Raw genomic sequence first — 15,266 nt, 5'->3', positions numbered from 1 at the left:
GGCAGATTTTTTAGGTGTTTTTTTTATTTAATCCTTATTTTAAAGGTGTTTAATGCTATTTAATTAAACGTTTGATTGACATGGAAATATCAAATTTAGATGAGTCTTAGGGAAATTTGAAAATACCATCTGCCAAAAGGCGACTGCTTTTTGAACAAGTCTTAGGGAAACATTGATTTACTGGTATTCATGGAATTTAATCAAACGTTTGATTGGGACGCATCTTTTCGACAAGAAATTAAGGTTAATTTTATCTGAATCCTTTAATTAATAAGGATTATTATCTTTTTAATTAAACGTTTGATTAGCAGGGGAGAGGGAGAGAATTTGTGGGTGATAGAAGTCTTATAATAGTGTTGCATTTATGGCTTGCTTAAAACAAATGCTAATAGTTGAGAGAGGGGTGTAATATGTTAATTCTCCAATTGGCTATCATTTTAATTGCTTCTAAAGTTGCCGGAAGTCTAAGTGTCAGACTTGGACAGCCATCCGTTCTCGGCACCCTTTTGATTGGCATTGTTTTGGGACCTTCCGTATTGGGGTTGGTCAATGAAACGGAGACCTTATCGGAATTCAGTGAAATTGGTGTTATCCTGCTTATGTTTATCGCTGGATTGGAAACGGATCTGGACGAATTTAAGAGGACAGGAAAAGCATCAACCTACGTGGGATTTGGCGGTATAATTTTTCCACTTGTTTTCGGGTATGGTGCTGGGTTTATGCTTGGAATGACAGCTTTACAATCTTGGTTCTTAGGCTTGGTGCTTTCAGCCACCAGCGTCAGCATCTCCGTACAAGCGCTAAAAGAAATGAATCAGCTAAAAACCCGGGAAGGCACTACTATCTTGGGAGCGGCAGTAATTGATGATGTAGTAGTCATTATAGCGTTGGCATTTTTAATGAGCCTTTCAGGCGGGGATGTTAATCTAACTGTTGTCATCTTAAAAAAGGTAGCATTTTTCGCAGGGGCGCTTTTAATTGGCTGGGCAGTCGTCCCGTTATTTTTAAAAAGATTCTCTGTTTTAAAGGAATCAGAAACGGTTATATCGTCAGCCCTGATAATTTGCTTTGTTTATGCTTATTTAGCGGAATTTACAGGAGTTGCGGCTATTATAGGTGCCTATATCGCAGGTGTTGCAATCAGTTTAACGGATTTCAAACATGAAATCTTTGAAAAGGTCGAAACCATCAGTTATTCCATCTTTGTACCAGTGTTCTTTACCTCAATTGGTGTGACCGCACAGTTCGGCGGCATTGGGGAAAACATTATTCCAATCGTATTATTGAGTATTTTAGCTGTTTTTACGAAATTAATTGGTGCATCTCTTGGTTCTGTTTTAGCGGGATTTTCTTGGGGCAGTGCTTTGGGAATTGGTGCTGCGATGGTATCCCGCGGCGAGGTGGCATTGATTATTGCCGATATTGGGTTGGAGACCAAGCTTCTAAGTCAGGACATGTTCGCCATAATTGTTGTTGTGACTTTGGTGTCCACATTGGTTACTCCGCCGATGATGAAATTATTTTTTAAGAGGAAGGCGGCAAGTCAGAATATTGGATAAGCAATGGCGGGGAAGGGCCAGCCACTGGCTCGACTGACTTTCGGGCGTTATGCCCGAGGTCCAGGTAGTTATGAAGAGTTCATAACGGCCGGAAGGCAGTCGAGCCCGAGGTCCAGGTAGTTATGAAGGGTTCATAACGCCCGAAAGGTAGTCGAAACCGTGGCTTAGGTAGTTATGAAGGGTTTATAACGCCCGAAAGGTAGTCGAACCCGTGGTTCGGGTAGTAATGGAGGGTTTATAACGACTGAAAGGCAGCTGAGCCTGAGGACTAGGTAGTTATGAAATTTTCATAACGCCCGAAGGAGCCCGGAATCCGATGCCAGGGAGTTATCAAGTGTTCATAAAGCCCTAAGTAGACTAGGCTCAGATTCCAGGTAGTTATGAAAATACCAAATCAAAATAATTAGAAAGAAATCATAGCCCCCTGCTCATCAAACACCGAGCTCGGGTTCCAGGCGACTTCCCAAAGGTTATTCTCAGGATCGGCGAAGTAGGCTGTCCGTCCGCCCCAAAAAGCATCGCTTGGCTCTCGTAAGATTTTTGCCCCTGCTTCACGAATTCTTCCCATCACTTCATCTACCTGTTCCTTATGGTCCACATTAATCGCCAAGGTAACAGGTCGATAATGTTCAACAGAGCCTCCAAATTCAATCCCGGCATCCTTCGCCAACTCCTCAATTGGAAACAGAGAAATAAGCACCCCAGCCGTCTTAAAAACAGCATACTGGTCAGAACTAAACTCGGTTTCCTCCCAGCCCAAAGACTTATAAAAAGCACGCAGTGCAGGCAGATTATAGGCACCAATAGTAACCAGGCTTACTCGTTGTGGAATCATCAATAAAACCTCCCAAAAATGTTTATTACTTATTTTTTCTCTAAACTTCCAAAAAACTCCTTCCCAAACCAGTTCAATTCGTTTATCCATGATAAGAAATGGTAAGATTGAAAGAAAAGCGGGAAAAAGTGAGGGGCTTAATATGACCATTTATATTGCACTGTTAAGAGGCATAAATGTTGGCGGGCACAATATTATTAAAATGGCAGACTTAAAAAGTCTATTGGAAGAGCTAGGGCTAAAAAAGGTCAAAACCTATATTCAAAGCGGGAACGTCCTATTTGAATCAAACGAGAAGCCGGAAAAGCTTACCCAACTGTTGGAAGATGAAATCGCCAAGAAATTTGGATTTCCGGTCCCCGTTGTTTTAAGGACAGCGGAGGGTTTTGAACGAATCATCCGGACATGCCCATTCCCGACGGAGTCTTTAAAAGAGGAAGAAAGTATACAGGTGGCATTTTTGGCAGGTCAACCTTCACAGGAGGGTGTTCAGCAATTGGGCTCCATCCAAAGTAATCAGGATGAATTTAAAATAGAGGGAAAAGATGTCTATTTGTATCTCCGTCAAAGCATTCGGACCTCCAAGCTGGCACAACAGCTTCCGAAGTTAGGTGTTCCTGCGACTGTGAGGAACTGGAAAACGGTAGTTAAACTCGATTCCCTAGCAAAAGCATTCAAAGAGTAAAAAAACGCCCGGATATTATTATCCGAGCGTTTTTAAATATCTATTCTATTACTGTTTCAACAACCGTACGCTTTCCTCAAACTCTTTCTCAACCACATCATTTTTCTTATACGTGATCATGCTGATAACAACAGATACGACAAGGTTGAAAACAAAGCCTGGGACGATTTCGTAAAGCGTATCGCCGAGTCCGGTATTTTTCCAAACGATAACTGTGACAGCCCCTACTATCATTCCAAACAGGGCGCCCCAGTTTGTCATCTTTTTCCAGAACAAGCTTAATAGGATGACTGGACCGAACGCGGCACCGAAGCCTGCCCATGCATAAGCAACAAGGTCAAGGATTGTGCTGTTTTGCTTAAAGGCAAGTGCAGAGGCAACAACAGCTACGATAAGTACTGCCATTCTCCCTAAGAAAACTAAATGTTTATCAGATGCCTTTTTGTTCACGACTACTTTGTACAAATCCTCAACCAGCGCACTGGAAGTAACGATCAACTGAGATGAAATTGTACTCATAATCGCTGCCAGAATCGCGGCTAAGGCAAATCCGGCAAATAACGGATGGAAGAAAATCTGGCTCAGCGAAATAAAGACTGCTTCTGGATTTTTTAACACATGCTCAGTATGCTCATGGAAATAAGCAAGTCCAATGAATCCAGTGAAAATCGTGCCAATTAGCGAGAAAATCATCCAGCCCATACCAATTCGGCGAGCGCTTTTTGTTTCTTTAACTGTTTTGATGGCCATAAAGCGGACAATGATATGCGGCTGGCCAAAGTAGCCAAGTCCCCAAGCCATTGCTGAAATAATTCCTAGAGTAGTAGTTCCTTTAAAAAAGTCAAGTAAGGTCGGATCGATGGCGCGAATCGTATCAAACGTTTCTGCTGGGCCACCTGTTTTAAAAATCCCAAGTGCAGGGACGAGAAGTAAAGCGATTAACATCATTAAGCCTTGAATGAAGTCGGTATAACTTACGGCTAAGAATCCGCCAAACAAGGTGTAGGCCACAACAACGCCGCCAACAATATAAAGTCCAGTATGATAGCTTGTACCGAAGGAATTTTCAAAAAAGACTGCTCCAGAAACCATCCCTGATGAAACATAGAAAGTAAAGAAAATAAGAATAACAATACCTGAAACAATGCGGAGCAATTTCGTGTTGTCTTTAAAGCGGTTTTCTAGATAGCTAGGAATTGTGATGGAGTCATTTGCTACTTGCGTATAAGAGCGAAGGCGCGGTGCAACTAATAACCAGTTCAGGTAAGCACCAATTGTTAAACCGATAGCAATCCAGGCATCGGCTAAACCGGTTACATAAATTCCCCCAGGCAGTCCCATTAAGAGCCATCCGCTCATGTCGGCAGCACCGGCACTTAAAGCGGTTACAGCAGGACCCAAAGAACGTCCTCCGAGCATGTAATCAGTTAAGTTACTTGTTTTTCGATAGGAATACCAGCCAATAAACAGCATCGCGGCCAAGTAAATTCCAATCGAAACAAGTTGTAAAGTTTCATTGGACATACATTTACCCCCTTTTTTTAAAAACAGAAAATATTTAGAATAATATTTTCTGCAGTATTTATATTTTATCTGTTTGCGGTATAAAATTCCACTACCAAAATATTGATTTACTAAAATAATGATTAATATTTTTAGAATAATATGATAGTCAGCTGCAAGCGGTGTTTTTGTAATTAATATTTAAAATGTTTATCATAAAAGAAAAAGGAAAGGTTGGGAAATGATGAATTTAAATGATTGGTTCGAAAAAGGAATGTCGGTCAATGAGTACATTGGCGCGATGACTCGAAATAAGGAACAAATGCTATCCATTTATGAGAAGTTTGCTTTAAAGGAAGAGGATTCAACCAGAATGGAAACGCTAAAGCCTCGGAAGTTGAGGGCAATTGTTTTGACAGAGGATTGGTGCGGGGATGCGCTGCTGAATAATCCGGTATTGCTGCGAATTGCCGAGGCAGCGGAAATGGAAGTACGGATGGTCCTGCGCGATCAAAATCTGGAATTGATGGACCAATACTTGACCAATGGAACATCAAGGGCGATTCCAATCTTTATTTTTATCGACCAAGAAGGAAATGAAATAGGAGTCTGGGGTCCGCGCGCACCGGAAGTGCAGGCGAGGGTGGAAAGAGAACGTGCTGCCCTGCCGGACAAGGATGCAGAGGGTTTTCAGGAAAAACAGCTTGCTATGTATAAGCAACTAGCTGCCTCGTATCAAACGGATGCCTCCATTTGGCAGACGGTTGCAAACAGCATCATGGCTGTCTTATTAAAGTAAAATGAAGGGCCCCGGCGACAAATACGGTCGATTCGGAGCCCTTTTTTAGCTAATGAGAAGAATAATTTCAACTACGCCTCATGAACCGTCCTAACGGACTCGCCAATCGGCGAGTTTCCATTTAAAATTTAATCCCGCCATTTTTAGGGGGAATCCGGTCTTTGCTTAAATTTTTGTCATTAATCTTTGGCTCAATCCCTAGAATGAAGTTTCTAATATTAGAACGGTGCAGGAAGATTAGCAAGAAGAAGAATAGGAGAAATATCAGTTCAAAATCCAGTTTCGGCGACATCAGATCAACGACCAGCAGGCTGAGTCCGACAGATATGGAACCGAAAAAAACATACTTGGTCAAAAAAATAACGGCAAAGAAGGTAATGTAAGCAATCGCGAGCAACGGAAGATTGGCAACCAACAAAGCGCCAGCGGTTGTGGCAATGGCCTTGCCTCCGCGAAAGCCGGCAAAGATGGGAAAGCAATGGCCAACTACTGCTGCGAGACCAAAGTAAAGCGGTTCTGCATCAAGCTGGAAAAAGTACGGGAGTGCCGCAGCCAATGCTCCCTTGGCTAGGTCGATCACCAGCACAAAGGCGGCGGACTTTTCACCTAAAACTCTCAGCGTATTGGTAGCGCCCGGGTTTTTACTACCGTGGTCACGGATATCAATACCGTAGACCAGTTTTCCTATAATCAATGCAGTTGGAATACTTCCGATAATATAGGAAGCGAGCAGCAGCCACGAGAACATTAGAATCATTCCCTTGTAATAGAATTTTTCTTTTATTCTATCATAAATAAATGGTGTTATTTTGATTATTTTTCACGAATTGGAAACAGCGTATGTATGAAAGCTTTCGGGTCAGGGGCCGTCCATTTTTCCTTTTAAATTTAGTCCGCTTATTTTTTGCAAAAAAATAAAACAAAGGTATTATAGTAAAGGGACGTTTTTGCCTAAAAATAGGATGTAAGGCATAATTGTAACGCACCGCATAAATTGGTAGAATATAGAAATAATAAGCTGATATTAAAATTAGGATGATGATGGATGAAAAAAGCAAGACTGATTTATAATCCTACTTCCGGACGCGAATTGATCAAACGTCATTTACCGGAAATCCTTGAAAAATTAGAACTCGCCGGATATGAAGCATCTTGCCACGCGACAACAGGTGCGGGCGATGCGACAAAGGCGGCGCGGATTGCTGTGGAACGTCAGTACGATGTGGTCATTGCTGCCGGCGGTGATGGAACAATTAATGAAGTGGTTAACGGCATTGCTGAGCAGGAGTACCGCCCGAGGCTTGGGATTATCCCGGCCGGTACAACTAACGACTTTGCCAGGGCTTTGCACATACCGCGTGACCTTTCTGCTGCAGTTGATATTATCACACGCGGGGAGCTTATTCCTGTTGATATTGGACGGATTAATGACAAATACTTTATTAATATTGCCGGCGGGGGCAGACTTACCGAGTTGACCTATGAGGTTCCGAGCAAACTAAAAACCATGCTTGGTCAGCTTGCCTATTACTTAAAAGGAATGGAAATGCTGCCTTCGATTAAGGCATCCGACCTCAAGATTGAATATGATGGAAAAATATTCGAAGGGGAAGCAATGATGTTTCTCATTGGCTTGACCAATTCCATCGGCGGATTTGAAAGGTTGGCTCCGGATGCCTCTATTAACGACGGGTTGTTTTCGCTGCTGATTTTGAAAAAAGTAAATCTGGCTGAATTTATTCGGGTTGCGACACTGGCCGTCCGCGGTGAGCATGTCAATGACCCAAATGTGCTCTATACCAAAGCAAACCGGGTAAAGGTGTATTCTGATGAAAAGGTGCAGTTGAATTTAGACGGTGAATTTGGCGGCTTGCTTCCTGCAGAATTCGAAAACCTATACCGCCATTTAGAGGTCTTCGTGCCCTATGATGATATTCGTCCGAATGACCGGCCGACGGATTGGGTTCCGGGAAAACGATATAGCTAGAGGAAAAAATATATACAATCGCGAAAGTTCGTTCCAGATGGAGCGGACTTTTTTATAAATTTTTAATTGTGTGAAAAGGTTTCAAACACTGTGTATAATGAATTAAAGACATAAGTCATGACACGGTTAAAAGGAGCGATTTCACATGGGTAAAAGGGCGTTAATAAATATTGATTATACGTTTGATTTTGTTGCCGATGCCGGGGCATTAACCTGTGGCGCACCAGGGCAGGCTATTGAGGGGAAGATTGTAGAACTGACAAAAGAGTTTATTGCAAGCGGCGAATATGTTGTTTTTGCTATTGATGTTCACGACCAAGGTGATGAATTTCATCCGGAAACAAAGCTATTTCCGCCCCATAACCTGCGCGGCACCTCGGGAAGGGATTTATTCGGGGCGCTGCAGGAAGTATATGAGGAAAATAAGGAACGGAAAAATGTCCAGTATATGGATAAAACAAGATACTCTGCCTTTGCTGGGACAGACCTTGAAATCAAGCTGCGCGAGCGGGGAGTCACGGAGGTTCACCTAGTTGGTGTATGTACCGATATTTGTGTCCTCCATACCGCCGTTGACGCCTATAACAAAGGCTTTAAGATTGTTATTTACAAGGATGCGGTTGCTTCCTTTAATCCAGCGGGGCATGAGTGGGCTCTAGGCCACTTCGAACAGTCGCTAGGCGCTGTGGTTATATAGACTTATTAATGGTAATATGGGATATAATAGTAAAAAGCTGTATTAGTACCTCGGAGGTCAATTATGAAACACATTTATCATGATGATAGTTTAAGTCTGCATACAGATCTTTACCAGATTAATATGGCAGAGACGTATTGGAGGGACGGCATTCACAATAAACGGGCTGTCTTTGAATTGTTTTTCCGCAAGCAGCCGTTTGGAAATGGCTATGCCGTTTTTGCCGGTCTTGAAAAAGTCATCCAATTTATTCAGGGCTTTCGTTTTAGTGAGGAAGACCTCGAGTATTTGAAAAATGAAGTAGGCTACCAGGCTGATTTTTTAGACTATTTAAAAGGGATGAGTTTCACTGGAACCATTCGGTCCATGAAGGAAGGCGAACTTGTTTTTGCCAGTGAGCCGATTTTGCGAGTGGAAGCACCACTTGCGGAGGCGCAGCTCATTGAAACAGCCTTGCTTAACATTGTGAACTATCAAACATTAATCGCCACGAAAGCATCAAGAATCAAGCAGGTTGTCGGCACTGAAGTAGCGATGGAGTTTGGATCAAGACGGGCTCAGGAAATGGATGCCGCTATTTGGGGAACGAGAGCTGCATATCTAGGCGGCTTCGAAGCTACCAGCAATGTTAGAGCGGGGAAAATGTTCGGGATCCCTGTGGCCGGGACACATGCCCATTCCATGGTGCAAGCCTATAAGGATGAGTATACTGCTTTTCATAAATATGCCAAGACCCATAAAGATTGTGTTTTTCTAGTGGATACGTATGATACGCTTCGCCTTGGCGTGCCAAATGCCATCAAGGTGGCAAAGGAACTGGGGGACACGATTAATTTCATCGGAATTCGCCTAGACAGCGGGGACCTTGCCTATCTTTCCAAGGAGGCAAGGAAAATGTTGGATGAGGCAGGTTTTAAGGATGCAAAAATCTTTGCCTCGAGCGATTTGGACGAATATACGATTATTAACTTGAAGGCGCAAGGCGCGAGAATCGACAGCTGGGGAATTGGCACGAAATTGATTACTGCCTATGACCAGGCTGCATTAGGTGCTGTTTATAAAATCGTTTCGATTGAAAACGAAGCGGGTGAAATGGAGGATACGATTAAAATTTCTTCCAACCCTGAAAAGGTAACAACCCCGGGCCTGAAAAAGGTTTACCGGATTATCAATAATACAAACCATCATGCGGAGGGGGATTATATCGCGATGGAGGGTGAAAAGCTTCCAGAAAAGAAGCTGCGCATGTTCCATCCGACCCATACGTATTTAAATAAGGTGGTCACGAATTTTACAGCAAAAGAACTTCATGAGGATATTTTTGTAAACGGGGAGTATGTTTATGAAATTCCTTGTTTGGAGGAATCCCGGGATTATTTAAAACAAAATTTGGCTGCTCTTTGGGACGAATACAAGCGGATGCTGAATCCAGAGCATTACCCAGTGGATTTAAGCCAAAAATGCTGGGATAACAAAATGAGAAATATCGAAGAAGTGAAAGAAAAAGTAGAAGCGATGAAAGAAGAAGAATAACAAAAAGGCTGCCCCCGAAGTTCATCATGATTGAGGGGGCAGCCTTTTTGTTATTTTTACTTTTGTTTAAAGAAATCGATAAAGGCATGGTAAATTTCGATGCCTTGGAAGGTCAGAAGCCCAGCTGCTGTTAAGGAAAAGTAACCAATCATTAATAGTCGGAACCACATTGCCATTTATATTTCCTCCCTTATTTTTAAATTTATTTAAAAAAGGGAGGCTTTAATCACATAGTTAGCTTGATAAAAAATGGGGATAAGAAAACTTTGCTTTCTGCTGAAGTTGGTCTGGAACAATTGGAGAAGTATTGCTGCGAAAGGCATGATAGATATAAGCAGGAAGAATAGATGCAGGTCAAATGGCTGTTTTTTCTCATCGTCCCATTGATGCTTCGCTGTCCAATCATCTAATTGAATGATTGCCTTGCTATCTGGATGGTGGTGGGGAGGCGAATTTGAAGAATGCAAAAAGGTGAAGGCCAGAAAGGCAAGAAACATGATGATCGAGAAGCCTTTTATCATCTTCATCGCGATCCACTCCTTCCAAAAGGGATAATTTAATCATATACACTATCATTATATTTTAAAACAAAAATATTCTGACAATTTTTGTGCCTATTTTACAATATTATTTTTTCAAGGACAAACTCGCATCTAAATCAGATGAAAATGTCTTTGATATGCCGGATCAAGGACAAAACTGGTTAAAAACCAAAAGGAAATGTCCTTGATAAGCGTTATGAAGGACAAAACCGGTTAAAAACCAAAAGGAAATGTCCTTGATAAGCGTTATGAAGGACAAAACCGGATGAAAACTAGAAGGAAATGTCCTTAATAAGCGCTATGAAGGACAAAACCGGATGAAAACTAGAAGGAAATGTCCTTGATAAGCGTTATGAAGGACAAAACCGGATGAAAACTAGAAGGAAATGTCCTTGATAAGCGTTATGAAGGACAGAACCGGTTGAAAAGCAGAAGGAAATGTCCTTGATAGGCGTTATGAAGGACAAAACTGGTTGAAAAGCAGAAGGAAATGTCCTTGATAAGTGTTATGAAGGACAAAACCTGTTAAAAAGCAGAAGGAAATGTCCTTGATAAGCGTTATGAAGGACAAAACCGGATGAAAACTAGAAGGAAATGTCCTTGATAAGTGCTATGAAGGACAAAACCCGGTTAAAATCAGTAGGAAATGTCTTTGATAAGCCGGACAACGGTGCTTTTCGCATTTGATACTGCTTTATGTTAAAATCTTGCTAGTAAATAGAGACGTAAAGGAAGAAGCAAATGAGCAGAGCATTACCAGTCAATAAAAATGATTTTATAGATGTTATATTTGAAGACTTAACTCATGACGGGGCAGGGGTGGCGAAGGTGGAAGGCTATCCGCTGTTCATACCGAACGGTCTGCCAGGTGAAAAGGCGAAAGTCAAAGTCATCAAGGTTAATAAAAGCTACGGGATTGGGCGATTAATCGAGCTTTACGAAAGAAGTCCGTATCGGGTGGATATCCCTGACAGTGAGAAACCGAAATACGGAGGCTGTCAGCTTGAGCATATCAGCTACGAGGGGCAGCTAAAGTACAAGGAAAATCAAGTCAGGCAGGTACTCACACGGATTGGTAAATTGGAGGATGTGACAGTTCACCCGATTTTAGGAATGGACAACCCATCGCATTACCGGAACAAAGCCCAGGTGCCTGTCGGTGAAAAGGATGGCAAGCTGGTTGCCGGCTTTTTTAAGCCAAGAAGTCATGAAATTGTTGATATGGACGAAAGTGTCATCCAGTTGCCTGAAGTAAATGAAGCGGTTCAGACAACCAAGGAAATCTGCAGCCAGTTTGGGATTCCGGCTTATAATGAGGAAACACATAAAGGTGTTTTAAGGCATATTATGGCCCGGTATGGAAAACAAACTGGGGAACTCATGGTTGTGCTGATTACCAGAACGCCGGAAATCCCGCATAAAAAGGAGTTAATTGAAGAACTCATCGTCCGTCTTCCAAAGGTAAAGTCGATTGTCCATAACGTGAATTCAAAGCGGACAAATGTCATCCTTGGCGAGAAGACCAACCTTTTATGGGGCAGCGAAGTGATCTATGATTATATTGGCGATGTGAAATTCGCAATCTCAGCGTTATCCTTTTATCAGGTTAATCCTGTTCAAACGAAGGTGCTTTACGATAAAGCATTGGAATATGCGGATTTAGACGGTGAGGAAAGTGTCATTGATGCTTATTGTGGAATTGGTACAATCTCTTTATTTTTGGCGCAAAAGGCTCGGAAGGTTTTTGGTGTCGAAGTGGTTCCGGAAGCGATTGAAGATGCGCGCAGTAATGCGGCATTGAACGGAATGACTAATGCTGAATTCGCAGTAGGGGAAGCCGAGGTTGTTATACCAAAATGGTACAAGGAAGGCAATAAAGCGGATGTGCTGGTCGTGGACCCGCCGCGCAAAGGCTGCGACGAGGCCCTCCTTCAAACCATCATCGATATGAAACCAAGAAAAGTGGTGTACGTCTCCTGTAACCCGGCAACATTGGCAAGGGATTTAAGGATATTAGAGGATGGCGGCTACAAAACACTGGAAGTCCAGCCTGTTGATATGTTTCCAATGACAACGCATGTTGAGTGTGTGGCGCAACTCATTTTAAAGTAAGGCAACTAACCGAATATTTATATTTCTAACCGTGAAAGGATTTATTTCTATACCAAAAAACCACTTCCTATAAAAATAGGAAGTGGTTTTTTATTGATAATCTTCGTGAATGAAGGTAAAATTAATCATCTGATTACGATAAATTGTATTTAAAAATATAATTCACGAACATTGGGTGTAATTATAATATGCATCATTCGTATTTTGTGTTGCCAAAGAGAAATTAATAAATTATAATACTCAATGGAAGGAATACAACTTATACTTGTTTACCAGCATGAATAACCCTTTTTGAAAGTGAGGCCAGAAATGACACAGCGAAGAATCCCTTACATCATCTTGGCTCCAGGATTGATTCTTTTAATTTTATTCTTGGTGTTACCTCTTATTTCCGCCATTTACCCAACCTTCTTTGATGGAGGATTCACCTTGGCGAACTATACTTCGTTCTTCTTGGATGATTATAATTTTGGTATTTTTTGGCGGACGATAAAGATTTCACTGATTGCGACTTTGATTTGTGTAGTGTTAGGAGTTCCAACCGCCTTTTATATTTCGAAAAGTCCAAAAAAATGGCGTGGCCTGTTAATGTCGATTACATTGTTTCCGTTGTTAACGAATTCGGTTGTGCGAAGTTTTGCGTGGATCACCATTTTAGGACAAGACGGAATTGTAAATAATGCTTTAAAGAGCATGGGGTTAATATCAAAACCACTTACTTTGCTTTATACGGAATTCGCTATTGTGATTGGCTCTGTGTATCTCTTCTTACCTCTAATGGTTATTACTTTAGTGGGGATATTAGAGAACATTGATTCGGAGATTATGGAAGCTGCAGAAACGTTAGGCGCCAATCGCTTGGTAGCATTTATGAAGGTGATATTGCCATTAAGTGTGCCGGGAATTATTGTTGGGAGTATTTTAGTTTTTACAGGAAGTTTGACAGCCTATACTACCCCGCAATTATTAGGCGGAAACCGGAACATCATGTTAGCAACCTTCCTATATCAAAATGCGACTGCATTAGGAAACTGGCAGGGTGCCAGTGTCATTGCTTTGATTATGATTGCCGCGACTTTGATTGTGATGAAGCTATTCAACTGGGTTGCGGGCCGCATGGATAAGCGAGGTGAGGCAAGTGCGTAAAAATGTTGGTTTAAAAGTCTTTACGGGTTTGGTATTTGCATTTTTGCTAGTGCCTTTGCTGATTATTATCGTGACTTCTTTTGGAACTAATTCAACTATTCAATTTCCAATTAAAGGTTTTACCCTTGATTGGTACGGCAAGGTGTTTAGCAATGAGGCCTTTATGGACAGCTTTTTTCTTAGTTTAAAAGTAGCTTTTATTGCAACACTCTTGGCTTTGATTATTGGTGTACCAGCCGCCTATTCTTTGGCGCGTCATAAGGTTTTTGGACGAAATTGGATTAAGAGTTTCTTTCTTTCGCCAACAATCGTGCCTGGATTGGTTGTTGGGTATGCGATGTATCAATTTATCGTGATTAAGTTCCAATTCCCGATTATCCAAGGACTGTTGTTAGGCCATTTCTTAATTTGCCTGCCATACGTAATCCGGGTTGTGGGCTCAACGATAGAGCAGTTAGATTTTTCAATAGAAGAGGTTTCATGGACGTTAGGCTGCACAAAATTACAGACGTTTATCAAAGTGGTGCTGCCAAACATTACTTCGGGAATTTTTGCTTCCTTTATGCTTGCGTTCATTAACTCCTTTAACAATATCCCTGTTTCGCAGTTTTTATCAGGACCAGGTGTTACCATGCTGCCAACCAGCTTAATGAATTATATTGAATACAACTACGACCCATCCGTTTCGGCATTATCTGTTGTATTAATGCTTGGGACGATTGTTTTGATGTTTATTATTGAAAAAACATTGGGGTTAGCCAGTATTTCATAGGAACAGACAGAATCCAACAGCGACGGGGGTAGAACAGCATTATGTCCTATGTTGAATTAAAAGATATTCGTGTAAGTTATGATAACAAAGCTGATATATTAAAAGATTTAAATTTATCGATTGAAAAAGGAGAATTGGTCTCCTTATTAGGACCATCCGGATGCGGGAAAACAACCACTTTAAGAGTGATTGCCGGCTTAATTGAGCCAAATGATGGCGAGTTCGTGGTTGATAATAAAAACTTAACAAAAGTGCCCGTTCATAAACGGGAGTTTGGAATGGTCTTCCAAAGCTACGCCTTGTTTCCCCATTTAACAATTAAAGAAAATGTTGCGTTCGGTTTGAAATTACGCAAGGAAAAAAAGCAAACCATTGAAAAAAAAGTAAATGATATTTTAGCCATTACGGGGTTAGAAGAGCTGAGCAATCGTTATCCAAAGCAGCTCTCCGGCGGGCAAAGACAGCGTGTAGCTTTAGCTCGTGCCTTAGTGATCGAGCCGAAATTATTATTATTAGATGAACCTCTCAGTAACCTGGATGCGAAATTACGACTGCAGATGCGGATAGAAATTAAACGAATCCAAAGTCAATTGGGGATTACATCCGTGTTTGTCACGCATGATCAAGAGGAGTGTTTCTCAATTTCGGACAAGGTGGCCGTTATGAATAAAGGCGTAATCGAGCAGTTCGACACACCTGAAGAAATTTATAAAAACCCAAAAACGGAGTTTGTGGCCCGCTTTATCGGGTTTGAGAACTTCTTTAAGCTAGCACCTACTGAAGACTGGAAGTATAAAGCAGTCGATGGAACGGTATTCGAAAGTACCCGCCAATGGGGGCCGGCAAAACGTACAGGAACCATTCGTCCAGATGATATTGAGATTTCAGAGGGTACAGAGCCAAATGCCAATAATGCTGTATCAGGCAAGGTCAAGGTCCGTACGTTCCTGGGGAAATCCTACCAATATGAGGTTGAAACCCCGATTGGAACATTGCTGGCAAATAAAGCGGATGATGTCATCTACCAAGTAGGAGACATAGTTACATTATCTATCCCTGCTCACAAGCTAATCATAGTTTAATAGGCAAATAAATT

General features: G+C 41.7%; 14 protein-coding genes. 10 read left to right on the top strand and 4 right to left on the bottom strand.

Going from position 1 to position 15,266, the window contains the following annotated elements; translation table 11 throughout:
* Positions 1–410 precede the first annotated feature (410 nt).
* Positions 411–1,559 (top strand): cation:proton antiporter, encoded by a 1,149-nt coding sequence (locus KHA99_RS28385; protein WP_213120872.1) that lies wholly within the window; start codon positions 411–413, stop codon positions 1,557–1,559.
* Positions 1,560–1,962: 403 nt separating this feature from the next.
* Here the strand turns inward: KHA99_RS28385 and KHA99_RS28380 are convergent, their stop codons facing one another.
* The gene (locus tag KHA99_RS28380) at positions 1,963–2,394 is read right to left on the bottom strand and encodes a VOC family protein (RefSeq protein ID WP_213120871.1); all 432 of its coding nucleotides are present in this window, start codon (positions 2,392–2,394) and stop codon (positions 1,963–1,965) included.
* Positions 2,395–2,536: 142 nt separating this feature from the next.
* Here KHA99_RS28380 and KHA99_RS28375 point away from each other — a divergent pair, with 142 nt between their 5' ends.
* On the top strand, positions 2,537–3,079 hold the full coding sequence (locus tag KHA99_RS28375; RefSeq protein ID WP_213120870.1) for a DUF1697 domain-containing protein: 543 nt from the start codon (positions 2,537–2,539) through the stop codon (positions 3,077–3,079).
* Between the two features lie 48 nt (positions 3,080–3,127).
* Here the strand turns inward: KHA99_RS28375 and putP are convergent, their stop codons facing one another.
* Positions 3,128–4,603: a sodium/proline symporter PutP gene (putP, locus tag KHA99_RS28370; RefSeq protein ID WP_213120869.1), complete on the bottom strand. Its 1,476-nt coding sequence runs from the start codon at positions 4,601–4,603 to the stop codon at positions 3,128–3,130.
* A 223-nt stretch (positions 4,604–4,826) separates the two neighbouring features.
* On the opposite strand from putP, the gene KHA99_RS28365 reads away from it, so the two are divergent.
* Complete coding sequence (locus KHA99_RS28365) at positions 4,827–5,381, top strand: thioredoxin family protein (RefSeq protein ID WP_213120868.1); 555 nt, start codon at positions 4,827–4,829, stop codon at positions 5,379–5,381.
* A 121-nt stretch (positions 5,382–5,502) separates the two neighbouring features.
* Here the strand turns inward: KHA99_RS28365 and plsY are convergent, their stop codons facing one another.
* Positions 5,503–6,129: a glycerol-3-phosphate 1-O-acyltransferase PlsY gene (plsY, locus tag KHA99_RS28360; protein WP_213120867.1), complete on the bottom strand. Its 627-nt coding sequence runs from the start codon at positions 6,127–6,129 to the stop codon at positions 5,503–5,505.
* A gap of 297 nt (positions 6,130–6,426) precedes the next feature.
* Here plsY and KHA99_RS28355 point away from each other — a divergent pair, with 297 nt between their 5' ends.
* From KHA99_RS28355 to KHA99_RS28345, 3 genes are all read left to right on the top strand, one after another.
* Positions 6,427–7,368, top strand: coding sequence for a diacylglycerol kinase (locus KHA99_RS28355; RefSeq protein WP_213120866.1), 942 nt, complete (start codon positions 6,427–6,429; stop codon positions 7,366–7,368).
* 145 nt (positions 7,369–7,513) lie between these two features.
* Positions 7,514–8,065 carry a cysteine hydrolase family protein gene (locus KHA99_RS28350; RefSeq protein WP_213120865.1) on the top strand — a complete coding sequence of 184 codons (552 nt, stop codon included), beginning with the start codon at positions 7,514–7,516 and terminating at the stop codon, positions 8,063–8,065.
* A gap of 63 nt (positions 8,066–8,128) precedes the next feature.
* The gene (locus tag KHA99_RS28345; protein ID WP_213120864.1) at positions 8,129–9,598 is read left to right on the top strand and encodes a nicotinate phosphoribosyltransferase; all 1,470 of its coding nucleotides are present in this window, start codon (positions 8,129–8,131) and stop codon (positions 9,596–9,598) included.
* 206 nt (positions 9,599–9,804) lie between these two features.
* Here KHA99_RS28345 and KHA99_RS28340 read toward each other — a convergent pair whose 3' ends face one another.
* Positions 9,805–10,125, bottom strand: a complete 321-nt coding sequence (locus KHA99_RS28340) for a hypothetical protein (RefSeq protein ID WP_213120863.1) — start codon at positions 10,123–10,125, stop codon at positions 9,805–9,807.
* A 756-nt stretch (positions 10,126–10,881) separates the two neighbouring features.
* On the opposite strand from KHA99_RS28340, the gene rlmD reads away from it, so the two are divergent.
* The 4 genes from rlmD (at position 10,882) to KHA99_RS28320 (ending at position 15,252) form a co-directional block, all read left to right on the top strand.
* Positions 10,882–12,252: a 23S rRNA (uracil(1939)-C(5))-methyltransferase RlmD gene (rlmD, locus tag KHA99_RS28335; protein ID WP_213120862.1), complete on the top strand. Its 1,371-nt coding sequence runs from the start codon at positions 10,882–10,884 to the stop codon at positions 12,250–12,252.
* Positions 12,253–12,561: 309 nt separating this feature from the next.
* Positions 12,562–13,398 carry an ABC transporter permease gene (locus tag KHA99_RS28330; protein WP_213120861.1) on the top strand — a complete coding sequence of 279 codons (837 nt, stop codon included), beginning with the start codon at positions 12,562–12,564 and terminating at the stop codon, positions 13,396–13,398.
* Positions 13,391–14,170: an ABC transporter permease gene (locus tag KHA99_RS28325; protein ID WP_213120860.1), complete on the top strand. Its 780-nt coding sequence runs from the start codon at positions 13,391–13,393 to the stop codon at positions 14,168–14,170. The genes KHA99_RS28330 and KHA99_RS28325 overlap by 8 nt, the downstream gene beginning before the upstream one ends.
* Positions 14,171–14,211: 41 nt before the next feature.
* Positions 14,212–15,252, top strand: a complete 1,041-nt coding sequence (locus tag KHA99_RS28320) for an ABC transporter ATP-binding protein (RefSeq protein ID WP_213120859.1) — start codon at positions 14,212–14,214, stop codon at positions 15,250–15,252.
* Positions 15,253–15,266: the final 14 nt, after the last annotated feature.

This window comes from Neobacillus rhizophilus (assembly GCF_018343535.1).
Classification (GTDB): Bacteria; Bacillota; Bacilli; order Bacillales; family Cytobacillaceae; genus Neobacillus; species Neobacillus rhizophilus.
Note: the sequence above shows the minus strand (reverse complement) of the source record. Positions and strands in the feature narration are given on the sequence as shown.

Excerpts from the sequence above, each read along its gene's own strand:
- KHA99_RS28365 (WP_213120868.1), top strand. The coding sequence starts at position 4,827 with ATGAATTTAAATGATTGGTTCGAAAAAGGAATGTCGGTCAATGAGTAC.
- KHA99_RS28330 (WP_213120861.1), top strand. The coding sequence starts at position 12,562 with ATGACACAGCGAAGAATCCCTTACATCATCTTGGCTCCAGGATTGATT.
- KHA99_RS28375 (WP_213120870.1), top strand. The coding sequence starts at position 2,537 with ATGACCATTTATATTGCACTGTTAAGAGGCATAAATGTTGGCGGGCAC.
- KHA99_RS28385 (WP_213120872.1), top strand. The coding sequence starts at position 411 with ATGTTAATTCTCCAATTGGCTATCATTTTAATTGCTTCTAAAGTTGCC.
- KHA99_RS28340 (WP_213120863.1), bottom strand. The coding sequence starts at position 10,125 with ATGAAGATGATAAAAGGCTTCTCGATCATCATGTTTCTTGCCTTTCTG.
- plsY (WP_213120867.1), bottom strand. The coding sequence starts at position 6,129 with ATGTTCTCGTGGCTGCTGCTCGCTTCCTATATTATCGGAAGTATTCCA.
- KHA99_RS28345 (WP_213120864.1), top strand. The coding sequence starts at position 8,129 with ATGAAACACATTTATCATGATGATAGTTTAAGTCTGCATACAGATCTT.
- KHA99_RS28355 (WP_213120866.1), top strand. The coding sequence starts at position 6,427 with ATGAAAAAAGCAAGACTGATTTATAATCCTACTTCCGGACGCGAATTG.
- KHA99_RS28380 (WP_213120871.1), bottom strand. The coding sequence starts at position 2,394 with ATGATTCCACAACGAGTAAGCCTGGTTACTATTGGTGCCTATAATCTG.
- putP (WP_213120869.1), bottom strand. The coding sequence starts at position 4,603 with ATGTCCAATGAAACTTTACAACTTGTTTCGATTGGAATTTACTTGGCC.
- KHA99_RS28320 (WP_213120859.1), top strand. The coding sequence starts at position 14,212 with ATGTCCTATGTTGAATTAAAAGATATTCGTGTAAGTTATGATAACAAA.
- rlmD (WP_213120862.1), top strand. The coding sequence starts at position 10,882 with ATGAGCAGAGCATTACCAGTCAATAAAAATGATTTTATAGATGTTATA.
- KHA99_RS28350 (WP_213120865.1), top strand. The coding sequence starts at position 7,514 with ATGGGTAAAAGGGCGTTAATAAATATTGATTATACGTTTGATTTTGTT.